Here is a 14,861-nt window from a genome sequence, read left to right on the forward strand (position 1 = left end):
CGAGGTCGCCTTCGCCGGGCGTTCCAATGTCGGCAAGTCGAGCCTGATCAACGCGCTGACTGGCCGCAACAATCTTGCACGCACATCACACACGCCGGGGCGTACGCAGGAGCTGATCTTCTTCGAAGTCCCGGGAAAGTCCGACCTGCGGCTCGTCGACATGCCCGGCTATGGCTACGCCAAGGCGCCCAAGACGCAAGTTGCGTCCTGGACCGACCTGATCCACAAATTCCTGCTGGGCCGCGCTTCGCTGGCGCGTGTTTACGTGCTGATCGATGCGCGGCACGGACTCAAGGACGTCGATCTCGAAATTCTGAAGACGCTCGACCGCTCGGCCGTCAGCTATCAGATCGTGCTGACCAAGGCCGACCAGGTGAAGGCGTCCGAGCTTCAATCGCGCATCGCCGAGACCGAGGCCGCGCTCACCAAGCACCCGGCCGCCTTCCCCAACGTGCTCGCGACCTCCTCGCGCTCATCGGCCGGCATGGCAGAGCTGCGTGCCGCGATGGCGCGTCTCCTGGAAGAGCGGAGATCGTAATGCCTGCGTTCCGTCTGCTGATCGGGCCTGCCGGTCTGATGGGCGCCGCCGGCGTGGCGNCCGCCTCCGCCCACGGCACCGAGGCGAGCCGGCTCGCAACCGCCAGCGCGATGCTTCTGTTTCATGCAACTGCCATATTGGCCTTGGTCGCATTGCTCGCGCGCGGTCTTCTTCACGGCGGAATTGGCCTTATCGCCGCGTTCGGCTTGGCGATAGCGGCGACCCTGTTCGCGGGCGATCTGACCTTGCGCCAATACGCCGGCCATTCGCTGTTTCCCTATGCTGCGCCGACCGGCGGAACGCTGATGATCGTGAGCTGGCTGGCGGTGAGCGTGGCGGCGGTGTGGCCGCGGAAATAGTGCCCTCTTCCTTTTCCGCTTGTGGGAGAAGGTGGCGCGCGCAGCGCGCCGGATGAGGGGTTCTATCCGCGCTCACTCCGCTGAAGGGTCATTCGCGGATAGAGACCCCTCACCCGCCTCGCTTCGCGAGGCACCCTCTCCCACAAGGGGAGAGGGGAAGAACACTTGCTTTGCGCCCGCCCCGCCAATCGGATAGAACGCGGCCCGACAGTCCCGCCAGCGAGATCCGCCCCATGACCGACATCTCCCCGCTCGACCAGGCCCGCATCCTGTCCGAAGCGCTGCCGCATATGCAGCAGTATGACGAAGAAACCATCGTCATCAAATATGGCGGCCACGCCATGGGCGACGAGGAGACCGCGAAGAACTTTGCCCGCGACATCGTGCTCTTGGAGCAGACTGCGATCAATCCGGTGGTGGTGCATGGTGGCGGGCCGCAGATCGCGACCATGCTCAAGCGCCTCGGCATCGTCTCGGAATTCGCGGCCGGCCTGCGCATCACCGACGCTGCGACCATCGAGATCGTCGAGATGGTGCTCGCCGGCTCCATCAACAAGCAGCTCGTCGGCTACATCAATGAAGCCGGCGGCAAGGCCGTCGGCCTTTGCGGCAAGGACGGCAACATGGTCCGCGCCACCAAGGCGACGCGCACCATGGTCGATCCGGACTCGCACATCGAGAAGGTGGTCGATCTCGGCTTCGTCGGCGAGCCGGAGAAGGTCGATCTCACGCTGCTCAACCAGCTCATCGGCTATGAGCTGATCCCGGTGCTGGCGCCGCTCGCGACCTCCAAGGAAGGGCAGACGTTCAACGTCAACGCCGACACCTTTGCCGGCGCGGTGGCCGGCGCGCTCAAGGCAAAGCGCCTGTTGCTGCTCACCGACGTGCCGGGCGTGCTCGACAAGTCGAAGAAGCTGATCCCGCAGCTTTCGGTGAAGGACGCGCGGAAGCTGATCGCCGACGGCACCATCTCCGGCGGCATGATCCCGAAGGTCGAGACCTGCATCTACGCACTCGAACAAGGCGTGCAGGGCGTCGTCATCATCGACGGCAAGATGCAGCACGCCGTGCTGCTCGAGCTCTTCACCAATCAGGGCACGGGAACGCTGATCCACAAGTGATGAGCGAGACGCCGCGAAGAAAGAACGTCATGGCCGGGCCTGTCCCGGCCATCCACGATCTTTCTCGCGGCACCGGCGTGGATGCCCGGGACCTGTCTGCCGAGACGCGCTCCGCGCTTTTGCCCGGGCATGACGAGCGGTGGACATTGCGACGCCGCCGCTCGGCTTTCACACGCTTGCTGATGACGCTGCCGGCCGCGGCCGTTTCATTCGTTTTCTCCTCCGCGCCGGCCATCGCGGATCTCAAGATCTGCAACCGCATGTCCTATGTCGTGGAGGCCGCCATCGGCATCGACGACAAGGCGGCGACCGCGACGCGCGGCTGGTTCCGGATCGATCCCGCCACCTGCCGCGTCGTGGTGCAGGGCACGCTCACCGCCGACCGCATCCTGCTCAACGCCCGCGCGCTCGGCGTTTACGGCGCCTCCCCCATCCCGCAGAACGGCAGCGACATGCTCTGCGTGGCGCAGGACAATTTCGTCATCGCCGCCGCGCGGCAATGCCGCAGCGGCCAGACCCAGGCCGCCTTCACCCAGATCACGCCGACGCGGGGCGATGACGGCAACTTCGTCGCCTATCTCGCCGAGGATTCCGAATATGACGACGAGCAGGCGCGGCTCGCCGGCATCCAGCGGCTCCTGGTGATCGCAGGCTATGACGCAGCTCCCATCGACGGTGTCGACGGGCCGAAGACGCAAGGCGCGCTTGCCGCGTTCCTGAAGAGCCGCGGGCTGTCGTCCGACGTCGTGCAGTCGCAAAGTTTCTTCAAGACCATGGTCGATGCGGTGCAGACGCCCTCTGCGAGCGGCCTGACCTGGTGCAACGACACGCCGCACAAGGTGATGGCGGCGGTTGCCACCGACGACGGCAAGTCGGTGACGAGCCGCGGCTGGTACCGCATCGATCCCAAGACGTGCCTGCACCCCGACGTGACCGGCCAGCCGAAACAGATCTTCAGCTTCGCGGAAGCCGTCGATGCCGACAACCGCACCATCAAGCTGAAGGACAGGCCGCTCAACTGGGGCGGCGACCGGCCGCTCTGCACGCGCGAAAGCAAGTTCGAGACCAACGAGCAGAACGACTGTCCCGCGCGCGGCTTTGCCGCAACCGGCTTTGCCGCAGTCGATATGAGCAGCGGCGGCAAGACGCTGCGCTTTGCGATGCCGTGAGACTGGTGCCGTGATCAGAACGTCCGCGCCACAATCACTACTGTCGTCCCGGCGAAGGCCGGGACCCATAACCACAGGAAGTGGTTGTGGCGAGAGGTAGTGGTTGTCAGTCTTCGCCAAACCACTGCCTGTGGTTATGGGTCCCGGATCAGCGCTCACTTCGTTCGCTTGTCCGGGACGACGGCGGAAAGTGGGGCGGCGATGACACATGACGGATAGAGATTTGCGATGAACTCCCCCCGCACCTTCACCCACGTCGATACCTGGGTGTTCGACCTCGACAACACGCTCTATCCGCATCACGTCAACCTGTGGCAGCAGGTCGATGCGCGGATCGGGGAGTTCGTGTGCAACTGGCTGAACGTGACGCCCGAGGAAGCGCGAAAAATCCAGAAGGACTATTACCTGCGCTTCGGCACGACCATGCGCGGCATGATGAGCCTGCACGGTGTACGCGCCGATGACTACCTCGCCTACGTCCACAAGATCGACCATTCGCCGCTGGAGCCGAACCCGGCGCTCGGCGAAGCCATCGCGAAGCTGCCCGGACGCAAGCTGATCCTGACCAACGGCTCGGTCGACCATGTCGATGCGGTGTTGGCGCGGCTCGGCCTGGCCACGCATTTCGACGGGGTGTTCGACATCATCGCGGCCGGGTTCGAGCCCAAGCCGGCGCCGCAGACCTACCGGAAATTCCTCGCCGACCATGCGGTCGATCCGACCCGCGCGGCGATGTTCGAGGACCTCGCGCGCAACCTCACCGTCCCGCACGCGCTCGGCATGACCACGGTGCTGGTGGTGCCCGACGGCACGCAGGAGGTGGTGCGCGAGGACTGGGAATTGGAGGGGCGGGATGCAGCCCATGTCGACCACGTCACGGATGATCTGACGGGGTTTTTGGGCGAGCTGTCGCCCAAATAACAACTGTCGTCCCGGCGAAGGCCGGGGCCCATAACCACAGGGCGTGGTTGTGGCGCGAGATTGATAACTCCGAGTCTTCGTCAAACTGCACCCTGTGGATATGGATCCTGGCCTTCGCCGGGACGACACTGAGTATGCCTTGACTCCGTCCCCCCAAATTCCGAAAAAGCCTCCCAATCCGTTACAAATCCTGACCTCCGAGAGGAAATCCGATGTCCCTCCAAGCCCTCGAATCCACCATCAACGGCGCCTTCGACGCGCGCGACGGCATCTCGACCTCGACCAAGGGCGAGGTGCGCGAGGCCGTCGATCAGGCGCTGGAGATTATGGACAAGGGCGAGGCGCGCGTTGCCGAGCGCGGCGCCGACGGCAAGTGGAAGGTCAATCAATGGCTGAAGAAGGCCGTGCTGCTCTCCTTCCGCCTCAACGACATGGGCGTCATTCCCGGCGGCCCCGGCAAGGCGACCTGGTGGGACAAGGTGCCCTCCAAGTTCGAAGGCTGGGGCGAGAACCGTTTTCGCGATGCCGGTTTTCGCGCGGTCCCCGGCGCGGTGGTGCGCCGCTCGGCCTTCATCGCCAAGAACGTCGTGCTGATGCCCTCCTTCGTCAATCTCGGCGCCTATGTCGATGAGAGCACCATGGTCGACACCTGGGCCACGGTCGGCTCCTGCGCGCAGATCGGCAAGCGCGTGCACATCTCCGGCGGCGCCGGCATCGGCGGCGTGCTCGAGCCGCTCCAGGCCGAGCCGGTGATCGTGGAGGACGACTGCTTCATCGGCGCACGCAGCGAGGTCGCCGAAGGCGTGATCGTGCGCAAGGGCGCGGTGCTGGCGATGGGCGTGTTCCTGGGCGCCTCGACCAAGATCGTCGACCGCGAGACCGGTGAAGTCTTCATCGGCGAAGTACCGGAATATTCGGTGGTGGTGCCCGGCGCCCTGCCCGGCAAGCCCATGAAGAATGGCCAGCCCGGCCCGAGCACGGCTTGCGCCGTCATCGTCAAGCGCGTCGACGAGCGCACGCGCTCGAAGACCAGCATCAACGAATTGCTGCGGGATTAACCGTCTCTCTCCCTCCCTCTCCCCGCCCTTCGCGGGGAGAGGGTTGGGGTGAGGGGCGGCTTCCGCAAAGACGGTGGGTGTTGCCCTCGCGGAAGCTCCCCCCTCACCCGGATTGCTTCGCGACCGACCTCTCCCCGCAAGCGGGGCGAGGTAACCCGCGGCGCCAGCCCGCCCCACCGAACCCACCCTCCCTCCATCGCGACCAATCATCGGGCAGCCTCGACCGCCCGGAGCCCTTCGCATGGACTGGACCTGGTATCTCTTCCGCTTCGACGGCCGCATCAACCGCGCCTTGCTGCGGCAGGCGCTGCTGATCGTGATGCTGCTGGCCAGCCTGCTCGGAATGATCGGTCAGGCGATCCGCGTTGGTAACGGCCAAGAATCCTTCACCACCTGCCTTACCTTCTCCTTCAACTTCGCGCTCGACGACCTGTTCAATGTGGTCGATCCCCGGGCCTATCGTCTGCTGGCATCCGCCGACCGCCCGACCTTGATCATCAAGGCGCTCGGCACCTCGCTGTTCTTCTGGATTTACCTGGCGACGGCGACCAAACGGCTGCACGATCGCAACAGGAGCGGCTGGTGGATCGTTCCGTTCTTCATCATACCCAGCCTGTTCGACCAGTTCTCAGACCTGCTGCCTGAGTCCGACTGGGTCCTTCCGTTCGCCTGGGCAATCCATATTCCGTGGCTGTGGGGCCTCGCCGAAATGTTCGGTTTGCGCGGCAGCTTGGGCAGCAACCGGTTCGGTCCCGATCCGCTGGCCGATATCGAAGACGGCTCTGCATTCGCTCCGAACCCAACAAGAAACTGGGACCAGCAGAGCGAGCTCGAATTTGTCCCGCACAGCGCTAGCCCACCCGACGGCATGCATGTTAAGCGGGGAACATGACCGATGCCCTCTCCATTGCCCGCGATCTCATCCGCTGCCCCTCGGTAACCCCGGCCGATGCCGGTGCTCTGGGAGTGCTTGAAAAGGCGCTCACCGCAGCCGGCTTCACCTGCCACCGCGTGACGTTCTCCGAGCCCGGCACTGCCGATGTCGACAATCTCTATGCGCGGATCGGCACCGACGGCCCACACATCACCTTTGCCGGTCACACCGACGTGGTGCCGCCCGGCGACGAGAGCGCCTGGAGCGTCGGCGCGTTCTCCGGCGAGGTCCGGGACGGTTTTCTGCACGGTCGCGGCGCGGTCGACATGAAGGGCGGCATCGCCTGCAGCGTCGCCGCGGTGCTGGAGCATCTCGCCGCCAATGGCGGCAAGCCACGGCCTGATGGCAAGGGCTCGATCTCGTTCCTGATCACCGGCGACGAGGAAGACGTCTCCATCAACGGCACGATCAAGCTACTCAAATGGGCCGCGGAGCGCGGCGAGAAGTTCGATCATTGCGTGCTTGGCGAGCCTTCGAACGTCGAGGTGCTCGGCGACACCATCAAGGTCGGCCGCCGCGGCTCGCAATCCGGCACGCTTTACGTCGACGGCGTGCAGGGCCATGTCGCCTATCCGCACCGCGCGGCCAATCCGGTGCCGGATATCTCGCGGCTGATCGTGGCGATCTCCGACGAGCCGCTCGATCACGGCAGCGCGCAGTTCCAGGCCTCCAATCTCGAATTCACCTCGGTCGACGTCGGCAACAGCGCCTACAACGTCATCCCCGGCCAGGCCCGCGCAAAATTCAACATCCGCTACAACGATAACCACACGCAGGCGAGCCTGCGCGAGCTGGTCGAGGCGCGGCTGGCAAAGGCCAGCGGCAACCGCATCCGCGCCCGCATCGTCTGGGAGCCTTCGAACTCGAACGTGTTCGTGACCAAGCCTGGCCCGTTCACCGACCTCGCGGTCTCCGCGATCGAGGAAGTGACGGGGCACAAGCCGGAGTTGTCGACGAGCGGCGGCACCTCGGATGCGCGCTTCATCTCGAGCTATTGCCCGGTGATCGAGTTCGGCCTGGTCGGCCAGACCATGCACCACGTCAACGAGCGCGTGCCGGTGGTGGATCTGGAGAATTTGACGAAGGTGTATCGGGGGATTTTGACACGGTATTTTGCGTAGACGCTACCGCTGCTGCTGTCTCCTCCTTCATCGCCACCCACTCTGCCTTCATCGCCCGCCTTGTGCGCATTGCGCACTGGAGCGGGCGATCCAGTATTCCAGAGGCAGTGACGAATACGGAGAGGCCGCGGCGTACTGGACGCCCCGCTTTCGCGGGGCATGACAGCAGTGGCGGGGCATGACGGCAGTGAGTGTGGCGAGAGCGCGCGCCCTCACGCACCTCAATAATCCACCCGCACCAGATACAGCCCCTCCGGCGGCGCGACGATCCCGCAGGCGGCGCGGTTGCGGGCGGCGAGGGCGGCGGAGAGATCGTCGGCGGTCCAGCGGCCTTCGCCGACCCAGACGAGCGAACCCACCATCGAGCGGACCTGGCTGTGCAGGAACGAGCGCGCCGAGGTCAGGATCGTCACCTCGCGGCCGTCGCGCAGCACGTCGAGTTGATCGAGCGTCTTCTCCGCCGACTTGGCCTGGCATTCGGTGTCGCGGAAGGTCGTGAAATCGTGCTTGCCGATGAGGCGCTGGGCGGCCGCATGCATCGCATCGGTGTCGAGCCTGCGCGGCACGCGCCAGGCATGGCCGACGTCGAGCGCGAGATTGGCGCGGGTGTTGACGATGCGGTAGCGGTAGTGGCGCTTGATGGCCGAGAAGCGCGCCTCGAAGCTTTCCGGCACGATCTCGGCATCGAGCACGGCGACCGGATGCGGACGCAGATGCGCGTTCAGGCCGTCGCGAAAGCGATCCGGCGCGAACTGCTTCTCGATGTCGACATGCGCGACCTGGCCGAGCGCGTGCACGCCGGCATCGGTGCGGCCGGCACCATGCACCCGCACATCCGCGCCGGTCATCGCCTTGACAGCCGTCTCCAGCGCGCCCTGCACCGAGGGCAGCGTCTCCTGCACCTGCCAGCCGCAGAACGGCGCGCCGTCATATTCGATGGTGAGCTTGTAGCGGGGCATCCTGTCCAACTTCACTGTCATCGTCCGCCTTGTGCGGGCGATCCAGTACTCCGCAGCCTATCCGTTCAACCGAGAGGTCTCGGCGTACTGGATACCCCGCCTGCGCGGGGTATGACAGTGTCAGGTGAATGTCGCGCCCGCCTTCAGCGGCACGCCGCGCAAGAAGTCCGCCGCCTGCATCCGTGCCTTGCCCTCGCGCTGGAGCTCGATGATGCGGATGGCGCCCTCGCCGCAGGCGATGGTGAGCTGGTCGTCGAGAACGTCACCCGGCGCGCCCGAGCCCTTCGCCAGCTCGCAGCGCAGGATTTTCACGCGCGCGTTTTCACTCACCCCGGCGAGTTCGCTCCATGCGCCGGGAAACGGCGACAGGCCATGGATATGACGCAGCACCGCGCGCGCCGGCTTGCTCCAGTCGATCCGCGCCTCGGCCTTGTCGATCTTGGCGGCATAGGTGACGCCGCCCTCACTCTGCTTTGTGAGCTGGAGCCCGCCGCGTTCGAGCGCGGCCATGGCGCGCACCATCAGATCGGCGCCGAGCCGGGAGAGGCGATCGTGCAGGTCGGCAGCGGTCATGTTGTCGGCGATTGCAAGACGCTCGGCCATGGCGACGTCGCCGGTATCCAGCCCGACATCCATCTTCATCACCATCACGCCGCCCTCGGCATCGCCTTCCATGATTGCGCGGTTGATGGGAGCAGCGCCGCGCCAGCGCGGCAACAGCGAGGCGTGCAGATTGTAGCAGCCGAGCTTTGGTGCATCGAGAATGGCCTGCGGCAGGATCATGCCGTAGGCGACGACGACGGCAGCATCGGCGTCAAACGCGCGAAACTCGTCCAGCGCGTCCTGTGTCTTCAGCGTCTTGGGCGTCAGCACGGGAACGCCGAGTTTTCGCGCGGCTTCTTCCACCGGCGTCGGCTGCAATTGCAGCCCGCGCCGCCCGCCCGGCTTTGGCGCGCGGGTGTAGACGGCCGCGATCTCGTGGCCGTGCGCGACGAGCTCGAGCAGCGTCGGCACGGAGAAATCGGGCGTGCCCATGAAGATGAGGCGGAGGGACATCAACAGAACTCACTGCGTTCCCTCCCCCCTTGCGGGGGAGGGCTAGGGAGGGGGGGTGCCACACGGCACGCGCTCTCGGCTTGAGCGCAGGTGCCTTGCTGCTGGCGCTCGTAAATCACAAGCACCTTTTCCTGGGCTACCCCCTCCCATAGCCGAAGCTTCGCTTCGGCGTCGATCTAAAAAAGGACGGCCGCCGGAGGCGGCCTACGCCTCCCCCGCAAGGGGGGAGGGAGCGCAGGGAGCGCGAGGCAGCACGACAAACTCACTCTCCCGTGCGCTTGGCGGCTTTCTCGAATTTCTTGAACACGCGGTCGCGCTTGAGTTTTGACAGATAGTCGACGAACAGCACTCCGTTAAGATGGTCGATCTCGTGCTGGATGCAGGTGGCGTAGAGGCCTTCGGCGTCCTCTTCGTGCACCTTGCCGTCGAGATCGGTGAAGCGCACGCGCACCTTCGCAGGCCGCTCGACCTCCTCGTAATATTCGGGGATCGAGAGGCAGCCTTCCTCGTAGACCGACAGCTCCTCGGACGAGGCGATGATCTCGGGATTGATGAAGACGCGCGGCTCGTGCTTGGTCTCGCCGTTCTCGTCGCGCTTGGCGAGGTCCATGGTGATCAGGCGCAAGGGCTGCGCGACCTGGATCGCCGCCAAGCCAATGCCCGGCGCGTCGTACATGGTCTCGAACATGTCGTCGGCAAGCTTGCGGATCTCCGGCGTGACCTTCTCGATCGGCTTGGAGACCAGGCGCAACTGCTTGTCGGGCAGGATGATGATTTCTCTGAGGGCCATGGCGGCGATTTAAGCCCCGCGCCCGATGCGGTCAATGCGGGCCCGGAACCCCGTTAACTCTCCGCTAACCATAAAGCTTAGGGCTTCGTTAACCATAAAAATTAGGGAGCTGTTAACTATAACCGTTCCCTCTTCGTTCGCGTCCTCATGCGAATCGGCTAGAAGGGCTGCCATGAACGAGATCATTTTCATGGCGGGCGACTGGCCGGTGCGCACCATCGATGCGCTGATCGGCTTCGGCGCGCTGGTCCTCATCCTGCTGGTGGTGATTGCCGTCGTGATCGCGCGGTCCGGGCGGCGCGGCGCGGAACTCGCCATGGCGCACGCGATCCGCGCCGATGAGCTCGAGGAGCGGCTGAGCGAGGTGCTGCGGGCCCAGAGCGAGGCCTCGGGCCGGGTCGATGCCATGACCCAGGCGCTTGCAGGCCGTCAGGCCGAGATGGCGCGCGCGGTCAACGAGCGGCTGGATTCGGTGACCCATCGCGTCGGCCAGTCGATGGAGCACTCGACCCGCAACACCATGGAGAGCCTGCGCGCGCTGCACGAGCGGCTCGGCATCATCGACAGCGCGCACAAGAACCTCACCGATCTCACCACGCAGGTGACGACCTTGCGCGACGTGCTCGCCAACAAGCAGTCGCGCGGCGCCTTCGGCCAGGCGCGAATGGAGGCGATCGTTCAGGATGGATTGCCGAAGGGCTCCTACGAGTTCCAGTTCACGCTCTCGACCGGAAAACGGCCGGACTGCGTAGTGTTCCTGCCCGATCAGCGGCCGCTCTGCATCGATGCGAAATTCCCGCTGGAGGCGATGACCGCGCTGCACGATGCGCGCACCGACGAGGAGCGGCGAATTGCCACGCAGCGGCTGCGCGGCGACGTGATGAAGCATGTCAGCGACATCGCCGAAAAATATCTCGTCACCGGCGAGACCCAGGAGATGGCACTGATGTTCGTGCCGTCGGAATCGGTCTATGCCGAGATCCATGACGGTTTCGACGACGTGATCCAGAAGGCCTATCGCGCCCGCGTCGTGCTGGTATCGCCTTCGCTGCTGATGCTGGCGATCCAGGTGATGCAACAGATCATGAAGGACGCGCGCATGCGCGATGCCGCCGACCAGATCCGCACCGAGGTGATCAAGCTCGGCGACGACCTGGGGCGCCTGCGCGACCGCGTGCTGAAGCTGCAGAAGCATTTTGCCGACGTGAACGAGGACGTCCGTCAGGTCCTGATCTCCGCCGACAAGATCGAAAAGCGCGCCGGCCGCATCGAGGAGCTCGATTTCAGCAAGACCGACACGCCGGAAGGCCCGCGGCTGGTGGCAAACACGCCGGAGCTGTTCCCGCGCAAGCTCCAGGCGGGAGAGTGAGATTTGAGGCACACTGTCATGCCCCGCGAAGGCGGGGCATCCGGTACTCCGCAACGGTCGTGATTGCACCGAGACGCTGGTGAGTACTGCTTCGTCCGCCTTCGCGGACGATGACGCAAAGAAGGTGGCGAATGGGAGAGCGCGTCTACTACGTATACATCCTCGCCAGCAAAATCGGAGGCACGCTGTATATCGGCGTTACAAATGATCTCATCCGTCGCGTGGCGGAGCACAAATCAGAGATCATCGAGAGCTTCACGGAAAAATATGACGTCGCAAGACTCGTCTATTTCGAACAATTCAATGATCCCGAGAATGCTATCAAGCGAGAGAAGCGACTGAAGAAATGGAACAGGGCCTGGAAGATCCGATTGATTGGGCAGCACAATCCGAATTGGGATGACCTCTATCCCGGGATAGCTGGACCACAATAACGCCGTCATGCCCCGCGAAGGCGGGGCATCCAGTACGCCCCGGCGGTCGTGATTGAGCCGAGATGCTGGTGGGATACTGGATCGTCCGCCTTCGCGGACGATGACACTGAGAGGGTGGTTGAGAGCTTCCGCCTCGCCGACCGCGGCGAGAGTCTTTTCGACCAGAATCTGCTAACAAGCCGGCATGACCGCACCCGACGCGACTTCCGGAACTGCCCCGGCGACCGCCGGCGCTCCTCCCGCCGCCTCCTGGCGCGACAGTCTTGCCGTGTACCTGCAACCGCGGGTGCTGATCGTGCTGTTTCTCGGCTTCTCCTCGGGCCTACCGCTGGCGCTGTCGGGATCGACGCTTCTGGTGTGGATGCGGGAGTCCGGGGTCGATCTCGGCACCATCGGACTGTTTGCGCTGGTCGGCACCCCCTATACGCTGAAGTTCCTGTGGGCGCCGCTGGTGGATGCGCTGCATGTGCCGCTGTTCACCCGCGCCTTCGGCCGCCGCCGCGGCTGGCTGCTGTTCTCGCAACTGCTGCTGATCATCTCGATCCTGTTGCTGGCACTGACCGATCCGGCGCGTTCGCCGTTCTTCGTCGCGCTCGGCGCGCTGCTGGTCGCGACGACATCGTCGACGCAGGACATCGTGGTCGATGCCTTCCGCGTCGAGAGCCTGCCCGAAAGCGAGCAGGCTGCCGGCATGGCGTCCTACGTCGCGGCCTATCGCATCGGCATGCTGGTCTCGACCGCGGGCGCGCTGTTCATCGTCTCCGGCTTCGAAAACACCGGCATTCCGAAGCCGTCCGCCTGGATGTGGGGCTATGTGGTGATGGCGGCAATGGTGCTGATCGGCACGGTCACGGCGCTCGCCGCGACCGAGCCGCCGCAATCCGTGCGAGCCGAAGCGGCGACGCAAGCCGAGACGGCATTCGCGCGCGTGCTGCACGCCGCGATCGGCGCCTTCTCGGAGTTCCTGTCGCGGAAAGACGCGCTCGCCGCGCTCGCCTTCGTGGTGCTGTTCAAGTTCACCGACGCGTTCTCGGGCACCATGACGGCACCGTTCGTGATCGACCTCGGCTTTTCCCGCAACGATTATGCGGCGATCGTGAAGGGCGTCGGCCTCGCCGCAACCTTGATCGGCGGCTTTGCCGGCGGCTTCGTCGCGCGGCGCTATTCGCTGGCGACGAGCCTGTGGATCGGAGGCGTGGTGCAGGCGATCGCGAACCTGTCGTTCTCCTGGCTCGCGCTGGTCGGCACCAACCAGTGGGCCCTGGCCTTCGCTATCACCTGCGAGAATTTCACCAGCGCCATCGGCACCGTGATCTTCGTCGCCTACCTCTCCGCGCTGTGCCAGAACCCGCTGCACACGGCGACGCAATACGCACTTCTCACCGCGCTCGCGGCCGTGGGACGCACCTATCTCTCGTCAGGCGCGGGATTCGTCGCGAAGCTGACGGGCTGGCCGCTGTTCTTCATGATCTGCGTCGTGGTCGCGGTGCCCAGCCTGATCCTGCTCGCGTATTTGCAGAAGCGCGGGCATTTCGAGACGCTGGGTCCGGTACGCGTTTGATCACCGCTCGCTGTCATGCCCTACGAAAGCGGGGCATCCAGTATTCCAGAGACAGTTGCGATTGATCGAGAGGCCGCGGCGTACTGGGTCGCCCGGTCAAGCCGGGCGACGACCCCGGATTGTTCGCGTGGCCGCCTACTGCTTCTTGATCAGGCTCCACTTCGTGATCACGGCCTCGCTCATCTGGCCGGCATCGCTGGCGCACGCGATCTCGTCGACCTTGACCGAGATCTCCTTGCCGACGAACGATTTCAACTGCGTGGCCTGCGCGTCGCTGGAGGTGACGAGCTGGAAGGTCTCAGGTCCGGTCTCGAGATTGCACAGCCCGTTCGGCGGCGGCAGGCGGCGCGGCTCGGACGTGATCAGGTAGGTCGCAACCCTCTTGCCGCCATTCTTGAGGTCACGCACGCGCATCGCATTCAATTCGCCCGAGAGCACGTCGCCGGTATTGATCGGCTTGCCAGGCTTCGGCGGCGGGGCCTCGTCGCCCTGCTGCGCGGAGAAGGCCGGTGTGACCAGCGTCATCATCGTCGCGACCAAGGCCAGCCGTTTGGCGAATCGTTTCGTCATGTCGTCCGTTCCGTAACTTCTGTAGGATTGCTAGAACAGGGTGCGCTGCCGCATCGCGGCCGATAGCGTACCTTCATCGAGGTAATCAAGTTCGCCGCCGACCGGAACGCCATGGGCGAGCCGGGTCACCTTGACGTTGGCGTCCTGGAGCAGGTCGGTGATGTAATGCGCGGTGGTCTGGCCGTCGACCGTCGCGTTCAGGGCAAGGATGATTTCGTGCACCTGCGCATCATGCGCGCGCGCGACCAGCGCATCAATGGTGAGATCCTGCGGGCCGACGCCGTCGAGCGGCGACAATGTCGCGCCAAGCACATGATAGCGCCCCTGCGTCGCATTGGCCCGCTCCAGCGCCCAGAGATCGGCGACGTCGGCAACGACGACGATGATCGAGGGATCGCGCCGCGGATCGGTGCAGACCGTGCAGGGATTCTGCGTGTCGATGTTGCCGCAGGTCTTGCAGACCTGCACCTTGTCGAGCGCGACCTGCAAGGCCGACGACAGCGGCATCATCAGCGCCTCGCGCTTCTTGATCAGATGCAGTGCCGCGCGCCGCGCCGAGCGCGGACCGAGGCCCGGCAGCCGTGCGAGGAGCTGGACCAGCCGCTCAATCTCAGGACCCGCAACTGCGCCCATCTGCTCTAAGCCATCTTAAGATATTATCGGATCGTTGCGGCAACGATGGTGGCAAACCTCTCCCATAGGGAGAGGTCGCGCCGAAGGCGCGGGTGAGGGGTTTCGCACTCTCGTGGGACCTCAGCCCCCTCACCCGATTTGCTGCGCAAATCGACCTCTCCCCGATGGGGAGAGGTGGGTCGAGAACGCGGACAGATCGATTCAACGAGATAATCCTGTCACTGGCCGAACAGGCCCGGCGGCAGGCCGAGCCCGCCGGTCAAGGCCT

15 protein-coding genes and 1 pseudogene are annotated in these 14,861 nt (G+C 64.9%); 11 read left to right on the forward strand and 5 right to left on the reverse strand.

Annotation, left to right across the window (positions count from 1 at the left end):
- The 8 genes and pseudogenes from yihA to dapE all read left to right on the forward strand — a co-directional run.
- Positions 1–538, forward strand: a 538-nt coding sequence (gene yihA, locus AYJ54_RS10050; protein ID WP_245328968.1) for a ribosome biogenesis GTP-binding protein YihA/YsxC, incomplete at its 5' end; no start/stop codon positions are given.
- A gap of 60 nt (positions 539–598) precedes the next feature.
- Positions 599–897, forward strand: a pseudogene (locus AYJ54_RS52195) (DUF423 domain-containing protein); the annotation flags it as partial.
- Positions 898–1,130: 233 nt separating this feature from the next.
- Entirely contained in the window at positions 1,131–2,018 is an 888-nt protein-coding gene (argB, locus tag AYJ54_RS10060) for an acetylglutamate kinase (protein WP_063698768.1), read from the forward strand.
- 182 nt (positions 2,019–2,200) lie between these two features.
- On the forward strand, positions 2,201–3,187 hold the full coding sequence (locus tag AYJ54_RS10065) for a DUF1036 domain-containing protein (RefSeq protein ID WP_063698829.1): 987 nt from the start codon (positions 2,201–2,203) through the stop codon (positions 3,185–3,187).
- A gap of 228 nt (positions 3,188–3,415) precedes the next feature.
- Entirely contained in the window at positions 3,416–4,108 is a 693-nt protein-coding gene (locus AYJ54_RS10070; protein ID WP_063698769.1) for a pyrimidine 5'-nucleotidase, read from the forward strand.
- Positions 4,109–4,320: 212 nt separating this feature from the next.
- Positions 4,321–5,166, forward strand: a complete 846-nt coding sequence (dapD, locus tag AYJ54_RS10075; RefSeq protein WP_063698770.1) for a 2,3,4,5-tetrahydropyridine-2,6-dicarboxylate N-succinyltransferase — start codon at positions 4,321–4,323, stop codon at positions 5,164–5,166.
- A gap of 241 nt (positions 5,167–5,407) precedes the next feature.
- Positions 5,408–6,058 (forward strand): DUF805 domain-containing protein, encoded by a 651-nt coding sequence (locus tag AYJ54_RS10080; RefSeq protein ID WP_063698771.1) that lies wholly within the window; start codon positions 5,408–5,410, stop codon positions 6,056–6,058.
- Positions 6,055–7,221 (forward strand): succinyl-diaminopimelate desuccinylase, encoded by a 1,167-nt coding sequence (gene dapE, locus AYJ54_RS10085; protein WP_063698772.1) that lies wholly within the window; start codon positions 6,055–6,057, stop codon positions 7,219–7,221. Before AYJ54_RS10080 ends, dapE begins: the two co-directional genes overlap by 4 nt.
- Positions 7,222–7,442: 221 nt before the next feature.
- Here dapE and truA read toward each other — a convergent pair whose 3' ends face one another.
- The 3 genes from truA to def form a co-directional block, all read right to left on the reverse strand.
- Positions 7,443–8,180, reverse strand: a complete 738-nt coding sequence (gene truA / locus AYJ54_RS10090) for a tRNA pseudouridine(38-40) synthase TruA (RefSeq protein WP_063698773.1) — start codon at positions 8,178–8,180, stop codon at positions 7,443–7,445.
- A gap of 120 nt (positions 8,181–8,300) precedes the next feature.
- Positions 8,301–9,236: a methionyl-tRNA formyltransferase gene (fmt, locus tag AYJ54_RS10095; protein ID WP_063698774.1), complete on the reverse strand. Its 936-nt coding sequence runs from the start codon at positions 9,234–9,236 to the stop codon at positions 8,301–8,303.
- Between the two features lie 262 nt (positions 9,237–9,498).
- Positions 9,499–10,026, reverse strand: coding sequence for a peptide deformylase (gene def / locus AYJ54_RS10100; protein ID WP_063698775.1), 528 nt, complete (start codon positions 10,024–10,026; stop codon positions 9,499–9,501).
- Between the two features lie 172 nt (positions 10,027–10,198).
- Here def and AYJ54_RS10105 point away from each other — a divergent pair, with 172 nt between their 5' ends.
- The 3 genes from AYJ54_RS10105 (at position 10,199) to AYJ54_RS10115 (ending at position 13,390) form a co-directional block, all read left to right on the forward strand.
- A complete protein-coding gene (locus AYJ54_RS10105; protein ID WP_063698776.1) occupies positions 10,199–11,395 on the forward strand; it encodes a DNA recombination protein RmuC in 1,197 nt (398 codons plus the stop codon).
- A gap of 131 nt (positions 11,396–11,526) precedes the next feature.
- Positions 11,527–11,829: a GIY-YIG nuclease family protein gene (locus AYJ54_RS10110; protein WP_063698777.1), complete on the forward strand. Its 303-nt coding sequence runs from the start codon at positions 11,527–11,529 to the stop codon at positions 11,827–11,829.
- Positions 11,830–12,013: 184 nt separating this feature from the next.
- Complete coding sequence (locus AYJ54_RS10115; protein ID WP_063698778.1) at positions 12,014–13,390, forward strand: AmpG family muropeptide MFS transporter; 1,377 nt, start codon at positions 12,014–12,016, stop codon at positions 13,388–13,390.
- Between the two features lie 135 nt (positions 13,391–13,525).
- Here the strand turns inward: AYJ54_RS10115 and AYJ54_RS10120 are convergent, their stop codons facing one another.
- Complete coding sequence (locus tag AYJ54_RS10120; protein WP_063698779.1) at positions 13,526–13,960, reverse strand: hypothetical protein; 435 nt, start codon at positions 13,958–13,960, stop codon at positions 13,526–13,528.
- A gap of 30 nt (positions 13,961–13,990) precedes the next feature.
- Positions 13,991–14,593 carry a recombination mediator RecR gene (gene recR / locus AYJ54_RS10125; protein ID WP_063698780.1) on the reverse strand — a complete coding sequence of 201 codons (603 nt, stop codon included), beginning with the start codon at positions 14,591–14,593 and terminating at the stop codon, positions 13,991–13,993.
- Positions 14,594–14,861: the final 268 nt, after the last annotated feature.

The organism is Bradyrhizobium centrolobii (assembly GCF_001641635.1).
GTDB classification, from domain to species: domain Bacteria; phylum Pseudomonadota; class Alphaproteobacteria; order Rhizobiales; family Xanthobacteraceae; genus Bradyrhizobium; species Bradyrhizobium centrolobii.